Source organism: Rhodococcus sp. CX (genome assembly GCF_015865005.1).
Taxonomy (GTDB): domain Bacteria; phylum Actinomycetota; class Actinomycetes; order Mycobacteriales; family Mycobacteriaceae; genus Rhodococcus.
In genome coordinates, this window is sequence record NZ_JADZGH010000251.1 from 79,813 (window position 1) to 102,978 (window position 23,166).

Sequence of the window (23,166 nt, forward strand, 5' to 3'; positions counted from 1 at the left end):
GCGATCCAGTCCGCGATCTCACGGATGTGTCCGGTGGGCAGGGCGACATGGAAGCTGGCCGGGGTGGTGAACGCCTCGTGGTCGACGAGGGTGATCTCGTCACCGTCGAGGGCGCCGGCGAGCGTGCGCACGGCCGGGGTGTCGGCCACGGCGGTACGGACCGCCAGCAGCGTGCGGACGCCGGCGAGGCGCGCCGGGTCGATCTTCAGTGCGCCGAGCGCGGACACGGCGCCCGGGTCGAGAACACCACCGAGGATCGACACCCGCGGATCGGACGGATCGTCCGCGCCGATGCTCAACGTGTACTGGGCGCGCTGCTCACGCAGGTAGCTGCGGCCGGACAGGATCGGGTCCCACAGCACCATCGAGTCGATCGCCTCCGTCGCAGCTGCCGCGGCGGCGATCAACGCCCCGGACCGCAACCCGACGAGGCATATCGACGAGGCACCGGTGGCACGGGCCGACCCGACCGCTTCGACGACACTGCGCAGCCACCCCGTGACCGCGTCCGGGTCGTCCTGTGCACCCGCCGAGTCACCGGCTCCGGCGTAGTCGAACCGTACCGCGAGCAGACCGCGGTCGGCGAGGGACTCGGCGAGGGCCTTGATGCCGCGGTAGGTGTCGACGTGTTCCTTCCCGAGCGGTGGGCACAGCACCACCGCGGCACGTGCACGGCCCGAGTCCGGAACGTGGACGGTCCCCAGCAGAGGCAGATCGTCCGGACCGAACCAGGTCGGATATTGCACGCCCATGGTGATTCTCCAAGTCCTCCGAGGGTGATTCCAGGGGTGAAATCTCCATGCCCGATCGCGGCGTCGGGGCGAATCCTGTTGATCTCACGATGTATTCGATCGGGCCCGGGACCTCCGGCGTTACCGGATCGGGGTTGTCTCGGCCTAAGGTAACCGGCCGTGGCCGCGTCGTCGGCCCCGAAGGGATTTGCCATGCCTGGAGTTCTGGTGCACGAATGGATCGAGCGCGACGGCGGTTCGGAGAAGGTTCTGGACGAGTTCGTTCGCTGCTTCCCCGACGCGGACGTGCTGTGCCTGTGGGACAACGCCGACCGATACCCGGGCCGCACCGTCGTCGAGAGCGCGCTCGCGCGCACCCCGCTGCGGCGGAGCAAGGCCCTGGCGCTGCCGGCCATGCCGTTCGTGTGGCGCGGCCGTCCGGGCGACTACGACTTCGCCCTGGTCAGCTCGCACTGTTTCGCGCACCACGTCTCGTTCCGCACGCCGCCCGCCGAATTCCGCAAGTACGTCTACGTTCACACGCCGGCGCGCTACCTGTGGACCCCGGAACTCGACGAACGTGGCACGTCGCCCGCGGCGCGGCTGGCATCGCCGGTCCTCCGTGGGATCGATCGACGCCGTGCCCGTGAGGGTGCGCGTTTCGCGGCGAACAGCGACTTCGTGCGCCGCCGGATCGAGAAGGCGTGGGACGTGGACGCGCGGGTCGTGTTCCCGCCGGTGGACACGCGGCGGATCACCGCCGTCGCGGATTGGCGTACGGAACTCGACGACGAGGAATCGGCGCTGGTGGCGAGCTTGCCGGACTCGTTCGTCCTCGGAGCGTCCCGGTTCGTTCCGTACAAGCGACTGGATTGGGTGATCCGTGCCGCGGAGCGGGCCGGGCTGCCCGCGGTGATCGCCGGATCGGGGCCGGAGGAAGCACGGCTGCGCGAGCTCGCCGAATCGGCGCGGGTTTCGGTACGGGTGCTGCGCCGTCCGTCGGATGCGTTGCTGTACACCCTGTATCAACGGGCGCTCGTGTACGTCTTCCCGGCGATCGAAGACTTCGGGATCATGCCGGTCGAGGCCCGCGCCGCCGGCGCCCGGGTGATCGTGAACAGCCTCGGGGGTGCGTCGGAGTGGTTGACCGAGGGAGTCGACGGCCTGTGCTTCCGCGAGGACCGCTGGGAGGCGGTTGCCGACTGCATTCTGGAGATCGATCGGGTTCCGCGCCCGTCGGCAGGTTCGACCGCGGACCTCTCGTCGGAACGGTTCCGTGCCGAAATCGTTGCATGGGTCGGAAACTGACGACGAACACCCGCCGAATCATCGGTGACGTGGGTCACGATTGCCGATGTTTTTGCACCTTGATTGCACACAGTTGGTGGGGTAGCTTCGTCCCATTGGTGATGGGGTGAGTCCGGGGGTGCGGATTTGTGCAGGTTCTCCTCTTCTGGTGGATCGCACGCACGCCGATGGGTCTGGGGGATGGCAGCCGGGGTATCGGGAGCGTCCGGTTCGAGTGTTGATGCTCGCGCTCGGATGATCCCGGTACCCTTGGCGAGCAAGGAATTTCGACACCACACCTAGTTTTCTCCCGGTCGTTCCGCATCTCCGACGCCCGGTACCGAAGGATCTCGATTCTCTATCGCGTCGTAGTTCGACGTCTGCTCCGGCGTGTCCTCGTTCGAATCGGCGGTCGAAAATGCGGGGTGTCAAGGGTGATTCGAGGGTGAATTCACCCGGGGCGCGTGGGGAGCGGATGGGCGTCCTGCGCGGGAATAGGGGGTGAAAACCGGGGTGATCGGCAGCGAGAGCGTGTGATCTCCTGCACTGTACGGTTTTTCGTGCACCTAAGCATGCAAGCATTCGTGCCGCGGTGGCTCGGAAGAGCTACCGCCCGCCGCACCGAGGGGTGCGGCAACTGTTCTGTTCGATCGCGTCGGGGGCCTGAAGGGGAGTGCGTGGGGGAATAACCGAAGATGGACGTTACGAATGACGCCGGTCCCGGTGAACTGACGGATCCGATCGCGATCCGACCGACCGCGGAGGCATCGGACCCCGGCTGGCGAAGCAACCGGCGCCAGTGGAAGGTGGCCTACGCGAGATGGCTGCGACTGTCCGACGTCGGCGTCGTCATCGCGGTGGTCGCACTGGCGCAATGGATTCGATGCGGGAACTCGGATTTTCGGACGTCGTTCACGGCGTCCGAAGTCCTCGACGAGACCATCCTGTCCGTCGCGGTTGCAGCGATCTGGCTTCTCGCCCTGTCGTTCCACCGCACCCGCGACCAGAACGTGACCGGTAGTGGCCTCGAGGAGTACCGACTCGTCACCTACGCCACGATGCAGTTCTTCGGTGGTCTCGCAATCCTCGCGCTTCTCGTCGAACTCGACCTGGTACGTGCCTATCTCGCGGTCGCCCTGCCTGTGGGCCTGTTCGGACTGCTGGCCTCCCGTTGGTGGTGGCGGCAGCACCTCGAGCGGCTGCGCGAGCGCGGCCGGTTCCAGAGTTCGGTCCTGGTGGTCGGTTGCGAGCGTGCCGCGCAGGCCATGGTGGAGTCCTTCGACCGTGACGCCGACGCCGGCTACCGCGTCGTCGGTGTGTGCACTCCCGGCTACTCCGGAGAGCACGGCCAGACGGTCACCATCGGGGGCCGCGAGATCCCGCTGCTCGGCGACGAAACCGAAGTGCTCCGCGCGGTCAAACTCACCGGCGCGGACACCGTCGCGGTCGCGGCGAGCGGCCAGTGGGGCAGCGCCGATCTCGGCGACCTCGCGTGGGAACTCGAGCCCTACGGCGTCGACCTTGCGGTCGCGCCGGCGGTGATGGACGTCGCCGCGCCGCGTCTGGCGATCAAGCCTGTCGGTGGTCTTCCCCTGATGCACGTCGAGGAACCGCAGTTCCGTGGTTCCAACCGGGCTGCGAAGACGGTGTTCGACCTCGTGTCCGCGACGATCGCGCTCCTCGTGTTCTCACCGGTCATGCTGGCCGTGGCGGTGGCGATCAAACTCGGCGACTGCGGTCCCGTCTTCTACCGTCAGCAGCGGGTGGGCCTGAACGGAGAGATGTTCGGGATGTGGAAGTTCCGTTCGATGGTGGTCGGCGCGGACCGGCTGCAGGACGAGATCCGCGCGGACGTCGGCCAGGACGACGCGACCTTCTTCAAGTCCTCGGCCGATCCCCGGATCACCCGTGTCGGACGCTTCATCCGCCGTACCAGCCTCGACGAGCTGCCGCAGCTGTTCAACGTCCTCCGGCGCGAGATGAGCATGGTCGGTCCCCGCCCACTGACACCCGGCGAGGGCGGTGACGTGCCAGGCTTCGTCGAACGCCGGATGCTCGTCCGCCCCGGCATCACCGGGTTGTGGCAGGTCTCGGGACGATCCGACCTGTCCGAGACCGACCGGATCCGGCTCGATCTGTTCTACGTGTCGAACTGGTCGATGGTGCAGGATCTGCTGATCGTGGGGAAGACCGTCAAGGCGGTTCTCGCGAGCGACGGCGCGTACTGACCGGCGCGCAGCCCCTCCCGTGCGCGATTTCGGTAGCGGCCGCTACCAAAATCGCGCACGGGGCGGGAGTGGCGGCGTCCGTCAGAAGCTCAGCCGGGGACGTTCGTCCGGAACGGGGAGCCCGGTCGTCTCCCAGATACGAGTCGAGTCGTAGTGGTGGTCGTGCCCGGCCAGATCGATGTTGCGTTCGGACAGCCCGAGTTCGGGTGCGCGTGCGACGGCCTCGTCGAAAGTCAGGCTCGCCTCCGGTAGGGGGAACGCGCCGCCGGCCGCGAGTTCGGCCGCGATCTCCCGCACCGGCCGCGGCTCGGGATACGCCGCGTGCAGCACGGTGCCGCCGAGCCGGAGCGGCGGTACCTGCCGCGCGAGTGCCGCGAGCAGTCGGCCGAGGTCGCCGACGCCGATGAGCGAGAGCACCGACCGGCCCTCGTCGACCCACGCACCGAGACGGGCGAGGATGTACGCCAGGCCGGGGGCGAACCAGCGGTCGCCGGGTCCGTACACGAAACCGACCCGGACCACCGTCCCCCCGTAGTCGAGCACGGCCTTCTCGGCAGCGAGCCGGCTGATACTGAGAACGGATACCGGGTTCGGGTCCAGAGTGCCCTCGACGATCCCGCGGTGCGGTCCGGATCCGTACACGCCGACCGTGCTGACGTAGATCAGCGGCACGCGGCGCTCGCGGGCGGCGGCGACCAGGTGCTCGGTTCCGATCCGGTTGACCGCGTCGGCCTGTTCGGGGTCGCCACCGGTGTAGGAGACGGCGTGCACGACCACATCCGCGCCGGTCAACGCGCCCGGCAGGCTCGCCGGATCGGTGAGATCCGCCGCGACGACACGCGGAGCCGACTCGGCAACCGCGTCCGGCCGCCGTGCCACTGCGGTAAAGTCTGCCCCCGCACTGGTCAGGGCCTCGAGTACTGCGCTCCCGATGAATCCGGTCGCGCCGAAGAGTACGATTCGCGGCGCAGGCGGTACCGATCCGGGGGGGTCGGATCGGGCTATGGTGTTCTGTGACCGGTCGGAAGCGGGGTTGTCAGCAAATTCCGTCACTATTCATCTCACTTGTCGGTTAGGGGCAGAGCGAACGTGGTCAGGCAGGCTCGGGCGAAGGCAACCAGACAACAGATCCTGATGGGTGCGGCAAAGGCTTTCGAACAGAAAGGCTTCGAAGGATCGACGCTGGGCACAATCGTCGAGATCGCCGGCACCACCAAGGGCGCCCTCTACTTCCACTTCAAGTCGAAAGAAGAATTGGCGCAGGCCATCATCGGAGAACAGCACCGCATCTCCATCGCCTCCGTCGACGCGATCGCTGCCACCGGCAGTTCCGCCCTCGAGCAGATGGTCATGCTCAGCTACGAATTCGGGCATCAGATGGTGCACGACCCCATCGTGCGAGCCGGTATCCGGCTGACCCTGGAACTGAGTGCGGTCGCCGGACCGGCAGAGCCGTATCTCGGTTGGATCAGAGCGTACGAGGGACTTTCCGACCGAGCCCGCGCCGAAGGTGACCTTCTCGACACCATCGAGCCCGACGTTCTCGCACGTTTCGGAATCGGTGCGTTCACCGGAGTGCAGCTGGTCTCGAACGTCCTGACCGGGCGGGAGGACCTCGAGCAGCGACTGGACGAGATGTGGTCGCTGATGCTGCCGGGCCTCATGCCGGCCGACAGGCACTGGAAGATCGCAACCATCCGCAACGCACGGTGGTCCGCAGCCGCGTCGTGACGACGATCGTGCCGTCACCGGAAACCGTCCGATAGGAGGCGCACCCGGCCGCTGGCGATGTGCTGTCCCCACTGCTCGACCGAAATACGAACTGTGTAAGGGTCATCCGGATCGGGCTCGGCGGACACCGTGGCGTTCGCGTCGTTCTCGGCGAATCGGTGGTACGTGACCTCGACGGACTCGATGTCCGCGTGCGGCAGGGCGAGCGCCGCGCGAGCCCCCTGCCGGAAAGCTTCGAGAACGAGCATGCCCGGAACGTGGTCGCTCGGGTGGTCGAAGAGGATGGGATGCTCGTCGTCCACGCGCAGTGTCCACCGGTTCGGGCCGTGCTCCGTTCCGAGGACCACGTCCTCCGAACGGAACTGCCCGACCATCTTGCCGGACATCGGCTCGGGACGGACCGGCGTGCCGATTGCTCGGGGACCCGAACCACCCCAACGAAGTTGGGCGTACGCAGCGGGAGTGAATACACTCGCGGTGCCGAAACCGCGCCCGATTTCGGTGTCGCCGATGCGGCAGACGTAGGTGACCGAGAAGCGCGCGAGCATGTTGCCCCGGTAGAAGTGGTCGCCGACCTGCGCCTCGATCGTCACTTCGGCCGGCCGGTCGTCGATCGACAGAGCGTGTGGTGTGGCGTCCACGCGCAGGGTGTGCATCACGAACGGGTGCCCGAGGGGCACTCGATACCTGGTGTGCGCCAGGTAGATCGTCGCTTGGCGCAGGGTTTCGACCATCAGCATCGTGTCGTAGCGACCGTTGTGCGACCGATAGAAGCTGTGCGATCGGGGCCATTGCGCACCGAGGGTGAAGTGATCGACCGTGTCCGTGGCTACGCAGTCGGTGAGGAAGACTTCCGCGACCGACCGGCGGTGCACGAAGCGGCGCGGCACAGTCGACTCGAATCCCAGAACGGGACGTGCCTCGCCCGCATGCGTACCCCCGGCCATCGTCTGGGCCTCCCTTGTTGTCCTGTGAACGGATCTTCGAAGCCGCTCGGCGGCGACTATAGAACAGCCCGCCGAACAGGGGCGTTACGGCTCGCCGACGCTTGCGGTGTCCGAAAAGCCCGAAAGATGCCGAAAAAAATGTCACATGATGGTAAAAAACCGTTTGACCGGTTTTGTGCTACGGTAGTCCCAGTCGGGGACAGGGTGGCGGGATCCCTCGGCCGGATCGATCAACGATCCGGCCGAGTCGGTCTCGCCGCTCCCGGGCTGTGCCGACCGGGCTTGCGAGGGGTAACCCCGGTCGTCACAGACCGGGGCTGGTGAACGGGCCCCGGCGACAACGAAAGTGAATGCAACGGAGGTCGAAGTGACATCTGGTCGAATGAGAACTGCGGTCGTCTCCGCGGTCGTCCTCGCGGCTGTCGCCGCGGCGGCGGCTCCCGCTCATGCGGCCGAGGAGTCTCCTCGGGTGCCGTCCACCGGATCGAGTGTCATTGGGCCCCAGGAGATCTTCGACTGGGTGGTTGCATTCGTGCTGAGTGCGCTCGGCGTCGTGTGAGCACGGCGGTGCCGGAAGACGGGAAAGCCCCGCCGGCAAAAGGGGAGGAGCCGGGCGGGGCTGTGCAGTAACTCCATGTTGTCGGGGAGGACATACGGAGACGCACCCGTCACCTTGCGGCGACGTCCGACAGTTTAGCGGACTCCGACCGGAGGTGCCCGTCGGTGTCACGAACAGGTCCGTAGAACGTGCTGCGGGCCTCCCTTCACGTGCGTGCACGTGGAAGACCCGACCCTCGGGTCCGGACCCGGCCGGTGGAATCCTCGAGCCCGAGACGCTCGGCGAGCCACCGGCGAAGCCCCGGACCGTAGTCGGGGTTGACCAACGCCGAGTCGACGGACGCCCGCAGGTATCCGCCCGGATTACCGAGGTCGTGCCGTGTCCCGCGATGGACGACGACGTGGACGGGGTGCCCCTCGTCGATGAGCAGGGCGATGGCGTCGGTGAGCTGGAGTTCACCACCCGCGCCGGGTTCGATGCGGCGAAGAGCATCGAAGACGGCGCGGTCCAGCAGATACCGGCCGGCCGCAGCGAGAGTGGACGGAGCGTCGGCAAGCGCGGGCTTCTCCACCATTCCGAGCACCCGCAGAACATCCGGTTCGGCCACGCCCGGAACCTCTTCGACGTGGAACACTCCGTACGAACCGACCTGACTCTTCGGAACGTCGATCGCACACAGCACGCTACCTCCGCGTTCCGCCCGCACCCGGGACATCAGATCGAGAATTCCGCAGGGCTGCACCAGATCGTCGGGCAGCAGGACGGCAATGGCATCCTCGTCGTCGTCGAGGGCCTGTTCGGCGCAGCCGACGGCGTGTCCGAGTCCGAGGGGGCGTTCCTGGACCACCGGCTCCACATCGATGAGATTCGGTGCACGCCGGACTTTTTCGAGAAGATGTGACTTTCCGCTCTCCTCCAGTCTGCTCTCGAGTGCGAGATCGTCGACGAAGTGGGACACCACACCGTCCTTGCCGGGAGCGGTGACGATGACGAGCCGGCTCGCGCCGGATCCTGCTGCCTCGGACGCGACGAGCTCGATTCCAGGTGTATCCACCACGGGCAGCAGCTCTTTCGGCACCGTCTTGGTGGCGGGCAGGAAACGAGTGCCCATCCCGGCGGCGGGGACGACGGCGGTCCTGAAGGTGTTGTGGACGTGGGTGTGGTTACTCCCCATGGCATTACCTCATAACTGAACTCGCAGGAACGAGCGACGAACGCCCGATGCCCGGCGCGCTGCGCCGAGCACGAAGTGCACGTCCTCGTGCGGTGATTGGAAAACTCCGGCAGAAGCGACGATCGAACCGGCGATCGTAGGGAGGCATGGAGTCGAATCGGAGTATAGAGAGTCCGGGGCGGTCGCGCGACCTCCGCGTGTCGGGGTCGGACGTCGACGGCTTCTGTCCGACAGTCACATTCATCACTCGTGCGAGCGGATCACCCGATCCCGGTCCGGTGGAGTAGCCGACCTCCGGTCCCTTCGACAGGGTCTTCTGCCGGCGCCGCCGTCGTCCATGAATGTCCGGCCCGGCGGGACGATTTTCGGTCGCGCCGCGGAGAGTGCAGTTGAACTGGTCGAATGTCCAAATCGAGAAATGCCGTTCGAAATCCACTCCTCCCGTGTGATCTATCCCATAGTCGATATACTCCGCCGACGAAAACTACTGGTCGGTAAGCGAACTGCGCAACCGTCCGTCGTCGGCTGACCAGGGCCGACAGCCCCACACCGCCACCGACTCGCAAATTGGAATCTGCTGCGCAACAAAACGTGAAACGCCGGTCGTGTCGCAAGGGGATGCAATCTGCACGCAAATAGTTGAGACTCACTACCTGCGTAAGGCAACTGGTGCCGGTCGTCGATTTCGTGCAATTCCTGGGGAGGAACAGTTGCGCGGAGTCCGGCGGTCGCGCGAGTTGCGTGGGCTCGTGCCCAACCGGCGACGGCTTACCGGTACGGGGAGGACACAAATCAATGACAGTGGTAGAACAACCGCCCGAAGGGCGGACCGGACTGGCTCTCGAGCCTGTCCGGTCGGGCCCTCGTGGCGTGGCGCAGCCGCCGACTCACGCCGCCGGCGCGAGCACGCGACGGGCCTGGCAGCGGATCTATGTACGAAGGCTGATCGTCACCGACAGCCTCGTCGTCGTGCTGGCGGTCACGCTGGCGCACGTCGTTCGTTTCGGTCAGGGCGACATGCTCGTGAATGCGACTGCAGCCGAATGGAATTACGTCGTCATCTCGATCTGCCTCGCAGCGCTGTGGCTCGCGTTCCTCGCTGCGTTCCGGACCCGCTCGCGTCGGGTGATCGGTTCCGGATACGACGAATACCAGCGGATTCTCTCGGCCACGTTCCGGATGTTCGGGCTGGTGGCCATCATCGCGCTCGTGTTCCGGCTCGAGCTCGCTCGTGGCTATCTGGCGATCGCGTTCCCGACCGGCCTCGCCGGGCTTCTCGTCGGACGTTGGTTGTGGCGGAAGGTGGTCGCCGCCAAGCGCAATCGGGGTGAGTTCCGGACCTCGGTCCTCGTCGTGGGCGGCGCGCGTTCGGTGCGGTTGATGGTCGAGACGTTCGAACGCAACTCGACGGACGGGTACCACGTCGCCGGTGTCTGCGTTCCCCGGTACTCGGGAATCGCCGGCGATCACATGGAGGTCGCGGGCAAGCGAATTCCCGTCTATGGGGACGAGCACTCGATCGTGGACGCGCTCCGAGCGTCCGGTTCCGACACCGTCGCGGTCGCCGCGACCGAGACACTGGGCCCCGACGGCATCCGCGACCTGCTGTGGGAGATGGATCCGCACGACGCCGACCTGGTGGTCGCCACCGGAGTCGTGGATGTCTCGGCGCCTCGGCTGGAGATGCGCCCGGTCGCCGGACTACCGCTCATCCACGTGGAGAAGCCCAGCTACCACGGTGCGAAGCGCAGCGGCAAGCGCGCGTTCGATCTGGTCTTCGCGTCGACCGCGTTGCTCGTGCTGGCCCCGGTGTTCGCGCTCGTCGCGCTGGCCGTGAAGCTGGACAGCAAGGGACCGGTCTTCTATCGCTCGGAGCGGATCGGGCTCGACGGAAAACCGTTCGGAATGATCAAGTTCCGGTCGATGGTGACCGGAGCCGACCGGCAAGTCGCGGCGTTGATGAAGAACAACGAGGGCGCGGGCCTGCTGTTCAAGATGCGTGAGGACCCGCGGGTCACCCGGGTCGGAAAATTCCTCCGGCGCTACAGCATCGACGAGCTGCCGCAGTTCATCAATGTCGTTCGACGCGAGATGAGTGTCGTGGGTCCGCGTCCGCCCTTGCGGCGAGAGGTCGAGAACTACGACGGTCGCGTCCAGCGCCGGCTTCTCGTGCGGCCGGGTGTCACCGGGTTGTGGCAGGTCAGCGGACGCTCCGACCTGTCGTGGGACGAGTCCGTGCGTCTGGATCTGTCCTACGTCGAGAACTGGTCGATGGTGAGCGATGTCCTGATCATCGCGCGGACCGTCAAGGCGGTCGTCGCGAGCGACGGCGCGTACTAGCCCACCGCATCCCTCGAGAACGAAACAGAAAGAGTCGGGTATCTGCCATGACTTGTCGTATCGCCGTGTTCGGAACCGGCTATCTGGGTGCCACTCACGCCGCGTGCATGGCCGAATTGGGCCACCAGGTACTGGGTGTCGACGTCGACGCCGGTAAGCTCGCGAAGCTCGAAGCCGGTCAGGTTCCGTTCTTCGAACCCGGCCTCGAGGAGGTCCTCGCGCGCAACATCGCGGCCGGGCGGCTTCGGTTCACCTCGTCGTACGCCGAGGCCGCGGAGTTCGCCGACGTGCACTTCATCGGTGTCGGAACACCCCAGAAGAAGGGGGAATTCGCGGCCGATCTGACCTATGTCGATTCGGTGATCGAACAGCTGGCGCCGTTGCTCACCGAGCCGGCCGTCATCTTCGGGAAGTCCACGGTCCCGGTCGGCACCGCCGAACGACTGCGAGCGCGGGCACGTCAGCTCGCTCCGGCCGGCGACGATGTCGATCTCGCATGGAACCCGGAGTTCCTGCGGGAAGGCTATGCGGTACAGGACACTCTGCATCCGGACCGCGTGGTCCTGGGCGTCGGCGCTGTGCGTCCCGGGAGGGCACTCGAGGTCGCCAAGGAGGTGTACGCGCAGCTCCTGGACGAGGACATCCCGTTCATCGTGACCGACCTGGCGACGGCAGAGCTGGTCAAGACGTCGGCGAATGCGTTTCTGGCGACCAAGATCTCGTTCATCAACGCGATGGCGGAGGTGTGCGAGGCGTCCGGTGCCGACGTCACCGTCCTCGCCGACGCGATCGGGCACGATGCCCGGATCGGGCGCCGATTCCTCAATGCGGGAATCGGTTTCGGTGGAGGATGTCTCCCGAAGGACATCCGAGCCTTCATGGCCCGAGCCGGTGAGCTCGGAGCCGACCAGGCCCTCACGTTCCTGCGCGAGGTCGACAACATCAACATGCGACGCCGCGGTCGCATGGTGGAACTCGCCCGGGAAGCGGCGGGAGGCTCGCTGCTCGGCGCACGGATCTCGGTGCTTGGCGCCGCGTTCAAGCCGGATTCCGACGACGTACGGGATTCGCCCGCCCTCAATGTCGCCGGGCAGATCCAGCTGCAGGGCGCTGCCGTCACCGTGTTCGACCCGCAGGCGATGGACAACTCGCGACGCCTGTTCCCGACCCTGAACTACGCGACGAGCACCATGGAGGCGTGTGCCGGCGCGGACGTGGTGCTGGTTCTCACGGAGTGGAGGGAGTTCCGTGAGCTGAACCCCGACGTGGTCGCGTCCGTGGTGCGCCGAAAGGTCGTTCTGGACGGCCGCAACTGCCTCGACGTCGACAGGTGGCGTCGTGCGGGCTGGCAGTACCGCGGACTCGGCCGGGCCGTCTCGGAAGCCGTCGTCGGCTGACCGTCACCGCGATCCGAAGGAAGGAAGTCCCGTGCGTCTGAGCCGTCGGCAGGCCATCTCCGGTACAGCGCTGACCGCTGCTGTTGCCGCGATCGCGACTGTCCCGACATGCTCTCGTACATTCCGGGACGATGACGCCGCCGTCGTGCGTCCGCTACCGGTCGAACCGGACGACATCGCCGAGCTCGGTATCGCCGGGGACGGAGAGACCGACGACACCGATGCCATCAACGAGGCGCTGCGCTCGACGAGTTCGCTGGTCCTTCCCGCGGGGCGGTTCCGGGTGGCGGGGACCGTCGTGGTGCCTGCCGGACGGCAACTTGCCGGAAGCTGGTCGTTTGCCTACACCGGGGTGCCGCAGGAGGGAACCCGTCTCATCGCCACCGGGGACGGACGCACCGATCCCGTGGTGCGGCTCCGGGAGGGTGCCGGCCTGCTGTCCCTCGCGGTCCGCGGGACCGAGCACGAAGCCCGGCACGAGGGCGTCGTGCTGGAGGGCAGGAACCTCGTCCGCGACGTCAACATCCTGCACTGCCGTACCGGGATCGACTGCGGCTATTCCGGGGTCAACCGGATCGAGTGCTGCAACGTCCACGACAACGCGGAATACGGGATCGCCAGGTGCGTCGATTCGATCGTCTCGCTCAACTACGTCAACGTGAACGGCACCGGCGGAATCCACCTGCCGCCGGGAGCGAACGACAACATCGTCACGCAGAACAAGGTGGAGTGGAATCTGGGCTACGGCATCCACGCGGAAGGTGCGAAGCACAACATTCTGTCCGGCAACAACATCGATCGGAACGGCCGATCCGGGATCCGGCTGTCCGGCTGCGAGCGGACGGTCGTGACCGCGAACGTTCTGCGGCGCAACGGCGCACGCTCGGAGGGGATCGCCGGCGACGATACGCACATCCACTCCACCGGCGGCACTGCAACATTGGTTCTGGGCAACGTGACGCACTCGGGCCCGAACGACGACGGCCAGGGATACGACTCTCCCGCTGCGTGCCTCGTCGCGGATCCGGAATCGACCGGCATCGTCGTCGGCAACGACCTGACCGGTCACACCGGTCCGGGCGGCGACGGCACGCAGGCCTCCGGCTCCGGTGTGCAACTGGCGGCGAACCTCGGGAAGTCGACACGCGCCGGATTCGTGAGCGGTGCCGGTTCCGGCCCGCGCAAGGTGACTCTGGCCGCGGGACAGGAAGCGGCGGAGACGTTCGCGAACCTCCCGTTGGAGAAGTTCGCCATGGGTCGCGTGCACTCGGTGTCCTTGCTGGCGCGAAATCCGCAGGATGGATCCCGGGGTGCCGCAACGGCCGTTGTGCTCGTCGCGCGGGAGAAGAGCGATGCGGTCGTCATCACGGACGGTGTGGAGAACACGGTCGGTGACTGCTTCGGCGACCGTGCCGGCGCCATCGCTGTGGCGTTCCGGACCGACGCCGCCGGTGCCGAGCTGACCGTGGTGCTCACGAACACCGGGCCGGACGAGATGCAGCTCCACATCGGCGTCGGTTCGTGAGTGGCGGCGACATGGACCGGATCCGGAACGACAGCGACGAACGGAAGGCAGCCGCAATGACCACGACGATCGGTCGTCGCGACGACCTCCGGCGCGGTGCGGCCCCGCGCTCACGCGAGGCCGCGGCCCCATTCGTGTCGCTCCATCGTGCGCGTGTCGGCGGCGCGGCCGACGCCGGCGTGCCGACGAACCCCGCCTATCTGCTGTTCGTGACGCTGGCGGCCTTTGCCGTCTACGCGGTGCCCCTGTCCTTCGTCGGCCAGTTCCGCCCGACGGCACTGATGGGCCTCGCGGTGGGCTGCGTCGTCGTGGCGACCGTGCTGACGATGGCTGTCGGGGCGGAGCTGTTCGTCGTCTTCTGGCTCGCACTCGCGTTCTTCCAGAACTTCGCGGTCGGCATGTTCGTGCCCGGACACATCGATCTCGTGCCGGTCTATATCAGCGAGAGCAAGACGGTCGCGATCGTCACTGCCATCGCGCTGATGTTCCCCACCGCGATGACGAACCTGAAGACCTACCGGCGGCCCGTGATCTGGTACGCCCTCTTCGCGCTGGTGGTGGTCGCGCACGTGACGTCCCTCGGGGGTGCCACCCTGCCGTATCTGCGGAACTTTCTCATTCCGCTCGCCACGGTGCTGCTGATCGTGGCGATGACCGCGCAGTGGAGCGACGAACGCCGATCCGCTCTGCTCGGTGCCGTCGTTCGGTACAGCACCGCGGTGCTGGCGATCGGAACGCTCGCGGAGACCCTCGTCGGATCGACCGTCTGGCGGTCGATCGTCAACGTGGACAAGAACGGCGCACTCAACTCGCTGTCGTCGGTGACGTCGTTCCTCGGCCTGCAGTTCGAACGCACCGGCGGGTTCGTCGTCGAGCCGACGAATGCCGGATACATCGCGGCCGCGGTCGTCATCATCGCCACGCTCGTCGCGATCCAGGGACCCCGGTCCGTACGAGCCGGCATGTACGTGTGCATCGCCCTGTGCGTGTGGGTCCTGATTTCGAGCGGGGCCAAGAGCGGGTTCCTCATGCTCCTGATCGCATCGATCAGCGGCATCGCGTACGCGCGGTCCAAGCGCGTGTGGGGCGGTCTGCTCGCCGGATGGTCGATCTCCGTGCTCCTCGTCCTGGCCTACGTCGCCGCGGCGAAGGGACCCGGTAAGGCGTTGTCCGTCTTCGCCGACCCGCTCGGCATCATCGGTGGCGACAGCACCACCTACCACCTCGCCGGATTCGTCGCGGGCATGAAGCACGCGCTGACCGAATTCGCCGGCGCGGGTGTCGGTAACGGGGGGAACTTCGCGCGGATCGCCGGCGCACCGGTCTCCAGGTGGATCCTCACCGGTGGCGAAAGCAGTTGGGGCGTACTCGCTTACCAGACCGGGATCCTCGGGATCGCGCTGTTCGGCGCGACAGTGGCGAGTCTGTGCAAGTACCTGGGCAAGCGTTCGGCGGTGCTGCTCTCGGCATGGACGAGCGCGGCGATGTTCGCCGAGGCGCTCTTCGGACCTCAGACCGCGGGGCTCGTCGTCGTCGCCGCCGCGCTGTTCATGACAGCGGACGCCGCCCGTCCCGGCGACGGCGCGGCATCCGCGGACACCCACCACGACCGTCGCACGACCGAAACGGGGACGAACAATGACTGATTCACCGGAAGTTCGTATCGATCTGCTCGGGATCAGACTGCATCCGATGAACGCCGCCGAGGTCGCGGATCTGATCGGATCGGCGAGCCGGACGGGTGAGCCGCTGTGGATCGCCAACTACAACCTCCATGCGCTGTATCTGCATCTCAAGGACTCTCGGTTCCGCGAGGCGTATCGGAAGGCCGGCGTCTTCCTGGTGGACGGCTGGCCGATCCTGCAGCTGGCACGGATCGCCTCACGACGGAAGCTCGGGGGTGACCGCCGCGTCGGCAGCTCCGACTGGCTCGACGTCCTGCTGGAGTCGGGGGAGCGCCGCACCATCGTGTCGATCGGTGCATCACCGGAATCCGCCCGGTTCGCCGCCGAACGGGTCGAAGCGAACCACCCGAACGTGGTGTGGATGGGATTCGACGGATACCGGCTCGAGCCGCAGAGCTCGATGGCGACGGGACTGACCTGGCAGGAGGCGGTCCGCAAGGCCGACGTCGTGCTGGTGGGCCGCGGCATGCCCACCCAGGAGTACTGGATCGCCGAGAACATCGGAAACGACGAGTTCGCCGGCAAGGTCGTCGCGAACGTCGGCGGATGCATCGACTACCTCTCCGGGGCACAGGATCTCGCGCCGCGCTGGACGGGACGCTGCGGAGTGGAATGGCTGTACCGGCTCGCGCGATCACCGCGACGCCTCGCGTTCCGCTATCTCGTCGAACCCGTGCTTCTGATGGTCCTCGTCGTGAACGTGCTCGCGACGGGCGAACGGCATCGCGTGGCCGGAGGAGAGAAGGAGAAGTCGTGAACATGCCTGTCTCGGTGGTGATACCGACCATCGGCCGGGAGTCCGTCGTCCGCGCCGTGGAGAGCGCTCTCGCGCAGACCGCGCCCGTCACCGTCACGGTGGTCGTCGACGACCCGTCGGCGTTGGACACCGTCACGGAACGGGTCGGCGCCAGGGGTGTCACGGTGATCGGAACTCCCGGGCGCATCGGCGGATCGGCCGCGCGCAATCTCGGCGCCGATGCCTCTCGGGGCGAGTACATCGCCTACCTGGACGACGATGACTGGTGGGAGCCGGAGAAGATCGAGAAGCAGTTGACGGCAGCACGGAGCCGCGCCGCCGGAGGCCGCGTACTCGTCGCCACCGGTATGTATTTCCACCGTGCCGGTTCGGTCACCGAAATTCCGTCGCGCCCGTACGAGGGGCGAGGTGACGTCGCGTCGTATCTGGTGAGCCGGCCTCGCCTTCGGTTCGGCACCCACGCGCTCCAGACGAGCGGTCTGCTGATCTCCCGGGAACTGCACGAGCGCGTGCGATGGGACGACTCGCTGCCCAAGCATCAGGACTGGGACTACATCGCCCGCGCGATGCAGATACCCGGATGCGAATTCGTCTGGGTACCGGAAGCACTCGTCCATGTCCAGCAGGACAGTCGCGGGTCGATCTCGAAGAAGGCCGACCACCGTGCCTCGCTCCGCTGGCTCGACGTGCACGGTCCCGGAATGTCCGGTCGTGCCCGGGCCGACTTCGCGTGCACCCACGTACTGCGTGCTGCGCTGGCCGAACGATCACTCCGCGGTGTGGGCCGCAGCCTGTCCGTGATCGCACGATCCGGCGCGCCGCACGGCGCAGCCGTGATCGTGGGTCTGTCCGGTGTGCGCTGAACGGCATCCGACGAGATGAACACCGTCGACGCGGAGGCAGCGAACCCCGCCACGAAGATGCGCAGAATCCGTGATCGCTTGCGGGACGGCGCTGCCTCCAACGGAATCTGGGCCTCGTTGCAGCAGGTGTGCAACCTGCTGTTCGTCGGATTGCTGAGTGTGATCCTGGCCCGGACACTGCCGGTCGAGGACTTCGGCGTCTACAGCTACGCCATGTCCCTGGCCGGTCTCGGCATCGCGATCGGACTCGCGGGCCTGTACGGCCTGGCGATCAAGAGGTACAGCGAAAGCCGGGAGCCCGGAACCGTCACGTGCTCGATCATCATCGTGCGCGAGGCCACGGTGGCGTTCTATTTCGTTGCCCTGCTGGGCTTCATGGGCAGCACCGCAACGAGTGTCGACGAGTTCCTTCTCGTCGCGCTGGCGGCGGTGGCGGTGTTCGGTCGTGTGCTCGATGCGCCCGAACTCTGGTACCAGGCCCGGCTGAACGCACGGAAACCGGCCCTCGCCAAGATCATCGTGGCAGCAGTCTTCTTCGCCGCGAAATGTACTGCGCTGTGGCTCGGATCCGGTGTCACCGTGATCGTGGCACTGTACGTGGCCGAACTGTTCGCCGGCAGCGTCGCCGTTCTGGTCTGCTATCGCCGGGATGTGACCAGCGGGCGAGCGTTCGCAGTGCCCGGTGCCCGCGACGTGGTGGACCTGTGGAAGCGGTCCTCTCCGCTGCTGATCTCCGGTATCGCCCAGCAGGTGAACCTGCGGGCGTCCCTGATCGTCGTCCAGATCCTCGTCGGCGCGACCGGTGTGGCGATGTTCGCGGTGTCGCAGCGTGTGATGGACGTGTGCCTGGCCCTGCCCATGGCCTATATGACCGCGACCTTCCCGGCCCTGCTCGAAGCGCGCCGGAAGGATCGTGACAGTGGTGGCGGTTCCGCATACCGGGACAGGCTGCAGCGCTCGTTCGACGGCGCGCTGTGGGCGGGCATCGCCATCGCCGTGCTCCTGTACGTCCTCGCGGACGTCGTCGTCGTGACCGCGTTCGGCGCCGAGTACGAGGATGCGGCGGCATTGCTGAGGATCCAGGCGCTGGCTGTGCCATTCATGTTCATGTCCTCGGTGCTGAGTAAGTGGATCATCGCGGAGGGGAACCTCTGGATCTCGGTGGGGAGGCACTGGCTCGGTGCGGTGGCGACCGTCGCGTTGTGCCTGCTGCTCGTTCCGAAGTGGGGGGCCGTCGGTGCTGCCTGGGCGAGTACCGCGTCCTACGTGATGTCCGTGTACCTGTTCACCTTCCTGTCCCGATCGACCTGGCCGGTGGCGGTCCAGATGTCCCGCGCCTGGATGGCACCGGTCAGCCGCGTCCTCGCCCGTGCCGGTTCGCAGAGAGTGGAGTCTTGAAATGTTCGATCGATCGGTGACCGTGTTCCGCTCGCTCCGGCGTACCGTTGCCCAGCGCTTCTTTCTCGCGGTGGCACTGGCGGACTTCTTCGGACGACGTGCCTTCGCGCGCGAGATCGTGGCGGTCTACGCCGGGATGCGCAAGCACCACAGCGCACGTCGCTCCGGTCGCGAGGTCTACTACGTGCGACGGCACATTCACATGCTCGAGAAGGGCATCTCGATGATTCCGCGGCGGGAGACCTTCGCGGCCGGATACATCGAGGATCTCGTCGCCGCGGTGGAAGCGTGCACGGCGGCCGATCTGCTCGACACCGTGACCTGCGCGTGGGTGGCAGACACGCTCGACGCGTACTTCGCCGCGACGGAGGAGAGCCCGTCACCCGAGATCCGCCGCGCACGCGAGACGTACAAGCAACTGAACGTGGGCCCGCGCTCCCGGAACTACGCCGGCCCCGTGCCGGTCCTGGATGCCGAACGCGCAGGCTCCGAGCGGCTGCCGACCTACGACGAACTGCTCTCGCTCGCACATGCCCGCCAGTCGGTGCGATGGTTCGACTCGAAGACCGTGGATCGTTCCCTCGTCGATCGGGCGATCACCCTGGGCATGCAGGCGCCGTCCGCGTGCAACCGCCTGCCCTACCGATTCGTCGTGGTGGACGACCGCGACACGGTCCGCAGGATCGCGGAGATTCCCGGCGGTACAGCCGGATACGCGCAGAATCTCGTCGGGCTGGTGGTCGTGGTCGGTGACCTGTCGGCGTACGCGCACACCCGGGATCGTCACCTGATCTACGTGGACTCCGCGCTGGCGTCCATGGGCTTCCTCATGGCGATGCAGGCGCAGGGTGTCTCGACCTGCTGCATCAACTGGCCGGACTCGGCGGATGCGGACGCGCGCATCGCACAGATCCTGGGTCTGCAGCGCTACGAGCGGACCGTGATGCTGATCGCCTACGGCCACGTCCTCCCGAACACCGTTGTGCCCGGTTCCGGTAAGCGGGACCTGGACTCGATCCGACAGTACGTGGGCAACGTCGAAGGAGATCCGCGATGAGCAAGCGACGCAAGAACATCCTGATCACGGGCGGCAATTTCACCAATCAGGGTGCCTACCTGATGCTCTGCGCCGCCGCCGAGCAAATTCGGTCGAGGTGGGGCGCCCAGCCCGTCATCGCGATGCAGACCGGATCCGAACGTGCGAAGCGATGGGTGGGGCTCGATTCACTGCTCGAGTTCCCCAAGCTGCGAATCCGCGTGTGGGGAGGAAACCCCGAACGACTGAGCGGACTGCGGCACCGGATGCCGTTCGTAGTCGGGTCGGAAATCGACGCGGTCTTCGACGTGTCCGGTTTCGTGTTCAGCGACGAGTGGGCCCACCTCGATCTGCGGCGCCGGGCCGACGATCTGATCCGATGGTCCGACCGAGGTGTCCCGGTCGTACTGCTGCCGCAGGCGTTCGGCCCGCTCGAGCAGGTGACCGAGCCCGTCGCCGACCTGTTGGATTCCTGCGAGCTCGTCTATGCGCGGGACCCGGACTCCGCCCGGTTCCTGAAGGGAGCCGCTCGATCCCGGTCTGCCTACGAGAAGATCGCGGTGGCAACGGACTTCACGACCGCGCTCGCGCCGGAGGAGCCGCGTGGTCTCTCGCATCTACGCGGGATGGTGCCGATCGTTCCCAACTGGAACATCGCGAAACGGGCGGCTGCGCGCGGTGGCTCGAAGGACGACTACATGCGCAATCTCCAGGAGATCGTCCGGGTGCTTCGTGCGCACGACTACGAGGTGTACGGGCTGTGCCACGAGGGCGGCGGCGACGCCGACCTTCTGCACACGCTTGCCGGGACGTGCGGAGGGATGCCGGTGATCGAGGGCCTGGACGGCCGGCAGTCGAAATGGCTTCTGGGGCAAGCGCCGTTCATCGTCTCCGGGCGATTTCACGCCCTCGTCAGTGCTTTGAGCCAAGGAGTTCCCGGGCTCGTCCACGGGTGGAGCCACAAGTACAAGTGGCTCTCGGAGGAATACGATGTCTCCGGGCTGGTGATGGACCCGTACGAGAACCCGAACTCGGTCGACACCTTCCTGAGCCGGCGGCTCGGGGAGATCCAGCGCATCAGGGAATCTGTGTCGGAGCTCGCAATCGTGAAAAAGGCGGAGACCGAACAGATGTGGGACGATATCGAAAAGCGCATCGAACTCTGAGTGCGGCGGAGGGCAGACCGTCCGCGCTCTGCGACCGGCCGTGGACGCACCCGGCCGGGCGCGCCGAGTGTGCCCCGTCTCTTGCCGAGGCCGGGGCACACTCGGATCGCGCCGGCTCCTACCCGCAGTCCGGTACCGACACGGTCACGGCCGGATCGTCGACGAGGGGCTGCACGGGGACTCTCGCCTCGCCCGCAACGGCCGGTTCGGTCAGCTCGTAGACGACCTCGGACGTCGCGCCCTGCAGGACGGGAACCTGGACGCCGAAAACGGGATGTCCCAGTTCGCTTCCGGTGAAAGCGAACGTCGGCCTGCCGTCGACGGTGACCCTGTTCAGCCGGGCACCGTGGGTCGCCAGCAACGACAGATCGGTCAGGTTGGTACCGACAGGTGCGCCGATCGGATTGTCGAACATCCCTGCCACATAGGTGGTGTACTCGCCGGCCGGCAGAGCGTTCGTCAGCCGAACGGTGACCGTCGACGTGCGGGTCTTCCCGTCACAGGTGCCGGCGGTGTAGTAGATCTCCCGTTCCAGGTAGTAGTCGAGCTTGTTGCCACCCAGGTTGTTCACCACGACGCCGGCATACGGCGCCGGATCGTCGGGCACGGTGTGTCCGAGTGCTGTGGCCGCCAGTACGTCCTGTTCCGCACCGTGTGAACTCCATACGGCGAGTCTGCCTTCACCGGCTGCGCGACCGAGAGCCTGGAGCAGTGCGCGCGGGCGGGCGATGTCACCGGTGAGTTTCCGGACGACCTTCCCGGCGACGGTCTCGAGGTACTCCTTGCGGGCCTTCTGATCATCGCCGAATCGCGCGTATGCGGTGGATCCGGTGAGTTCGACGACGTTTTCGGCGGTGATCTTCTCGCCGTCCGGCATCGTGACGGCGCCGACGACCTCGAGGACGTAACTCAAGGCGACGGGGTCGGTCGCGATCACTCCGTCGACGAGCTCTCCCGATTCCTGCTGCCAGATCGACTGCCAGATCCGGGCTGAGTAGGGAAAATGCGAGCTGACGTTGCTGTTTCGGAAGTCCTGCGTCGGCCGGCTCTGACCGTAGAGCCGGGTGAAGTCCGGGCCGAGGTCGATCGGTGCATAGTCCCGGCGAAGCTCGCGGTTGCTCGCCACGTCGTCGACGCGGACACGGCCGTCCTCGGCGCGGACGATCGCGAATCCTCCCAGCAGGCCGCCCGACCCGCGCGCTTCGACATTGGTCTGAAAACCGAGGAAATAGCTGCGAGGTCCCTCGACGCCGAGCATCGCCGGTGCGATCCGTGCCGCGATTGCCGTGTTCTCCAGAAGGCCACGCAGTTCCGCGGTCTGTTCCTGCAGCTGGATGCGGGCGCGGTCGACCGCCCCCACGTAGGTGCCGTCGACGCTCCGGGCCTGGACATCTAGGTTCGTCATCGCCTCGGAGGTCGATGCCAGGATCGGCGCGGCAGCCCCGAGAGCGGTGAAATCGATTCGGGCGCCGTCCAGAAAGAGGCGATCGGGGGAGACGGCTGCTCCCGCGTCGACGACCGGTCGCAATACCTCGGATGTGAGGCCTGTCACCACTTCCGACATCTGCGCGGTCGCCGAAAGCGGACTTCCGAGCCACGGCACGGTGGCGGCGATCCGCCACGGTGGCGAATGCGTGGCATCCCGGGCGCGCTGTGCGTACCGGTTCGCGTCCTCCGCTGCAAGAATCGCTGTTTCCGAATCACCGGACAGAAGAGCATCTTTGGACCGGACAGCGAAATCTCGCGCCTGCTCCAGGCTCGATTTGGCCTGCAGTGCCTCGTATCCCAGCCATGCTGTCGAGCCGAGCGCGATGCAGACTGCTGCCCCGCAGTAGATTCGGACCGTGGCACGCCGTCGGCGGTATCGAGCGATCTCCTCCTCGGTGCGTTTGCGTCTCACCTTGCGCCGTTGTCGCCCGGGTGAATGTGACCCATCGGTAATATCGCTCATGCGAACACAACCCCTTCAGAATCCTCGTCGCAGACCATAACCGAGTTTCGAATCGCCGGTCGTTCAAGTGGTGTCGACGGCCTACGGTAAGTACACTTGCGAACTATCGGTCGTCGACGTTGTTGGGAGGCTTCGTCGCGATCTCGGTCGGGGAGGTCTCTTCGTGGTTCCACTCGTCCGTGGTTTGTCGTTGTCGGGCGATGTGAGGGGAGGACAGTGCGTCGTATTCTGCTGTCTTCGGTCCAGCGCGGTCTCTGGTACGCCCAGGAACTGCAGCCGGAGATTCCCTACACCATCGCCCAATATCTCGAACTGAGAGGCGATCTCGATACACGGCTGATCCGCGCGGCGTGTGAGCAGGCCGCGCGGGACGTCGAGTCCGGCTTTCTCT

Annotated in this window: 19 protein-coding genes; 14 read left to right on the forward strand and 5 right to left on the reverse strand. The window is 66.5% G+C overall.

Annotated features, from left to right (window positions below):
- Positions 1-752: serine aminopeptidase domain-containing protein (locus tag I0Q12_RS27220; RefSeq protein WP_197256494.1), on the reverse strand; the 752-nt coding region annotated here is incomplete at its 3' end.
- Between the two features lie 192 nt (positions 753-944).
- Between I0Q12_RS27220 and I0Q12_RS27225 the strand changes: the two genes are divergently transcribed.
- Together I0Q12_RS27225 and I0Q12_RS27230 are read left to right on the forward strand one after the other, a co-directional pair.
- Positions 945-2,039, forward strand: a complete 1,095-nt coding sequence (locus I0Q12_RS27225; protein ID WP_197256495.1) for a glycosyltransferase — start codon at positions 945-947, stop codon at positions 2,037-2,039.
- A gap of 674 nt (positions 2,040-2,713) precedes the next feature.
- Positions 2,714-4,246, forward strand: coding sequence for a sugar transferase (locus tag I0Q12_RS27230; protein WP_197256496.1), 1,533 nt, complete (start codon positions 2,714-2,716; stop codon positions 4,244-4,246).
- 81 nt (positions 4,247-4,327) lie between these two features.
- Here I0Q12_RS27230 and I0Q12_RS27235 read toward each other — a convergent pair whose 3' ends face one another.
- The gene (locus I0Q12_RS27235) at positions 4,328-5,299 is read right to left on the reverse strand and encodes an NAD-dependent epimerase/dehydratase family protein (protein WP_374068804.1); all 972 of its coding nucleotides are present in this window, start codon (positions 5,297-5,299) and stop codon (positions 4,328-4,330) included.
- 36 nt (positions 5,300-5,335) lie between these two features.
- Here I0Q12_RS27235 and I0Q12_RS27240 point away from each other — a divergent pair, with 36 nt between their 5' ends.
- Positions 5,336-5,977, forward strand: a complete 642-nt coding sequence (locus I0Q12_RS27240; RefSeq protein WP_248674358.1) for a ScbR family autoregulator-binding transcription factor — start codon at positions 5,336-5,338, stop codon at positions 5,975-5,977.
- A gap of 14 nt (positions 5,978-5,991) precedes the next feature.
- On the opposite strand, the gene I0Q12_RS27245 is transcribed toward I0Q12_RS27240, so the two are convergent.
- The gene (locus tag I0Q12_RS27245; protein ID WP_197256499.1) at positions 5,992-6,924 is read right to left on the reverse strand and encodes a ScbA/BarX family gamma-butyrolactone biosynthesis protein; all 933 of its coding nucleotides are present in this window, start codon (positions 6,922-6,924) and stop codon (positions 5,992-5,994) included.
- 382 nt (positions 6,925-7,306) lie between these two features.
- Between I0Q12_RS27245 and I0Q12_RS27250 the strand changes: the two genes are divergently transcribed.
- Complete coding sequence (locus tag I0Q12_RS27250) at positions 7,307-7,483, forward strand: hypothetical protein (protein ID WP_197256500.1); 177 nt, start codon at positions 7,307-7,309, stop codon at positions 7,481-7,483.
- Between the two features lie 205 nt (positions 7,484-7,688).
- On the opposite strand, the gene I0Q12_RS27255 is transcribed toward I0Q12_RS27250, so the two are convergent.
- Entirely contained in the window at positions 7,689-8,657 is a 969-nt protein-coding gene (locus I0Q12_RS27255; protein WP_197256501.1) for a UTP--glucose-1-phosphate uridylyltransferase, read from the reverse strand.
- Positions 8,658-9,452: 795 nt separating this feature from the next.
- Between I0Q12_RS27255 and I0Q12_RS27260 the strand changes: the two genes are divergently transcribed.
- Genes I0Q12_RS27260 through I0Q12_RS27300 form a run of 9 tightly spaced genes read left to right on the forward strand, consistent with a single transcriptional unit; the run spans position 9,453 to position 20,824 of the window.
- Entirely contained in the window at positions 9,453-10,997 is a 1,545-nt protein-coding gene (locus I0Q12_RS27260) for a sugar transferase (protein ID WP_197256502.1), read from the forward strand.
- A gap of 47 nt (positions 10,998-11,044) precedes the next feature.
- Positions 11,045-12,394: a UDP-glucose/GDP-mannose dehydrogenase family protein gene (locus tag I0Q12_RS27265; protein ID WP_197256503.1), complete on the forward strand. Its 1,350-nt coding sequence runs from the start codon at positions 11,045-11,047 to the stop codon at positions 12,392-12,394.
- Between the two features lie 31 nt (positions 12,395-12,425).
- Positions 12,426-13,919 (forward strand): right-handed parallel beta-helix repeat-containing protein, encoded by a 1,494-nt coding sequence (locus I0Q12_RS27270; RefSeq protein WP_197256505.1) that lies wholly within the window; start codon positions 12,426-12,428, stop codon positions 13,917-13,919.
- A gap of 56 nt (positions 13,920-13,975) precedes the next feature.
- Complete coding sequence (locus I0Q12_RS27275; protein ID WP_197256507.1) at positions 13,976-15,565, forward strand: hypothetical protein; 1,590 nt, start codon at positions 13,976-13,978, stop codon at positions 15,563-15,565.
- Complete coding sequence (locus I0Q12_RS27280) at positions 15,558-16,361, forward strand: WecB/TagA/CpsF family glycosyltransferase (protein WP_197256509.1); 804 nt, start codon at positions 15,558-15,560, stop codon at positions 16,359-16,361. The genes I0Q12_RS27275 and I0Q12_RS27280 overlap by 8 nt, the downstream gene beginning before the upstream one ends.
- A gap of 2 nt (positions 16,362-16,363) precedes the next feature.
- On the forward strand, positions 16,364-17,224 hold the full coding sequence (locus I0Q12_RS27285; RefSeq protein WP_231611549.1) for a glycosyltransferase: 861 nt from the start codon (positions 16,364-16,366) through the stop codon (positions 17,222-17,224).
- 15 nt (positions 17,225-17,239) lie between these two features.
- Entirely contained in the window at positions 17,240-18,622 is a 1,383-nt protein-coding gene (locus I0Q12_RS27290; RefSeq protein WP_197256513.1) for a flippase, read from the forward strand.
- A 1-nt stretch (position 18,623) separates the two neighbouring features.
- On the forward strand, positions 18,624-19,679 hold the full coding sequence (locus I0Q12_RS27295) for a nitroreductase family protein (protein ID WP_231611532.1): 1,056 nt from the start codon (positions 18,624-18,626) through the stop codon (positions 19,677-19,679).
- Positions 19,676-20,824: a polysaccharide pyruvyl transferase family protein gene (locus I0Q12_RS27300; RefSeq protein ID WP_197256518.1), complete on the forward strand. Its 1,149-nt coding sequence runs from the start codon at positions 19,676-19,678 to the stop codon at positions 20,822-20,824. The genes I0Q12_RS27295 and I0Q12_RS27300 overlap by 4 nt, the downstream gene beginning before the upstream one ends.
- A 118-nt stretch (positions 20,825-20,942) precedes the next feature.
- Here I0Q12_RS27300 and I0Q12_RS27305 read toward each other — a convergent pair whose 3' ends face one another.
- Positions 20,943-22,775, reverse strand: a complete 1,833-nt coding sequence (locus I0Q12_RS27305) for a DUF4012 domain-containing protein (RefSeq protein WP_197256521.1) — start codon at positions 22,773-22,775, stop codon at positions 20,943-20,945.
- A 216-nt stretch (positions 22,776-22,991) separates the two neighbouring features.
- On the opposite strand from I0Q12_RS27305, the gene I0Q12_RS34985 reads away from it, so the two are divergent.
- Positions 22,992-23,166, forward strand: a 175-nt coding sequence (locus I0Q12_RS34985) for a hypothetical protein (protein ID WP_307846566.1), incomplete at its 3' end; no start/stop codon positions are given.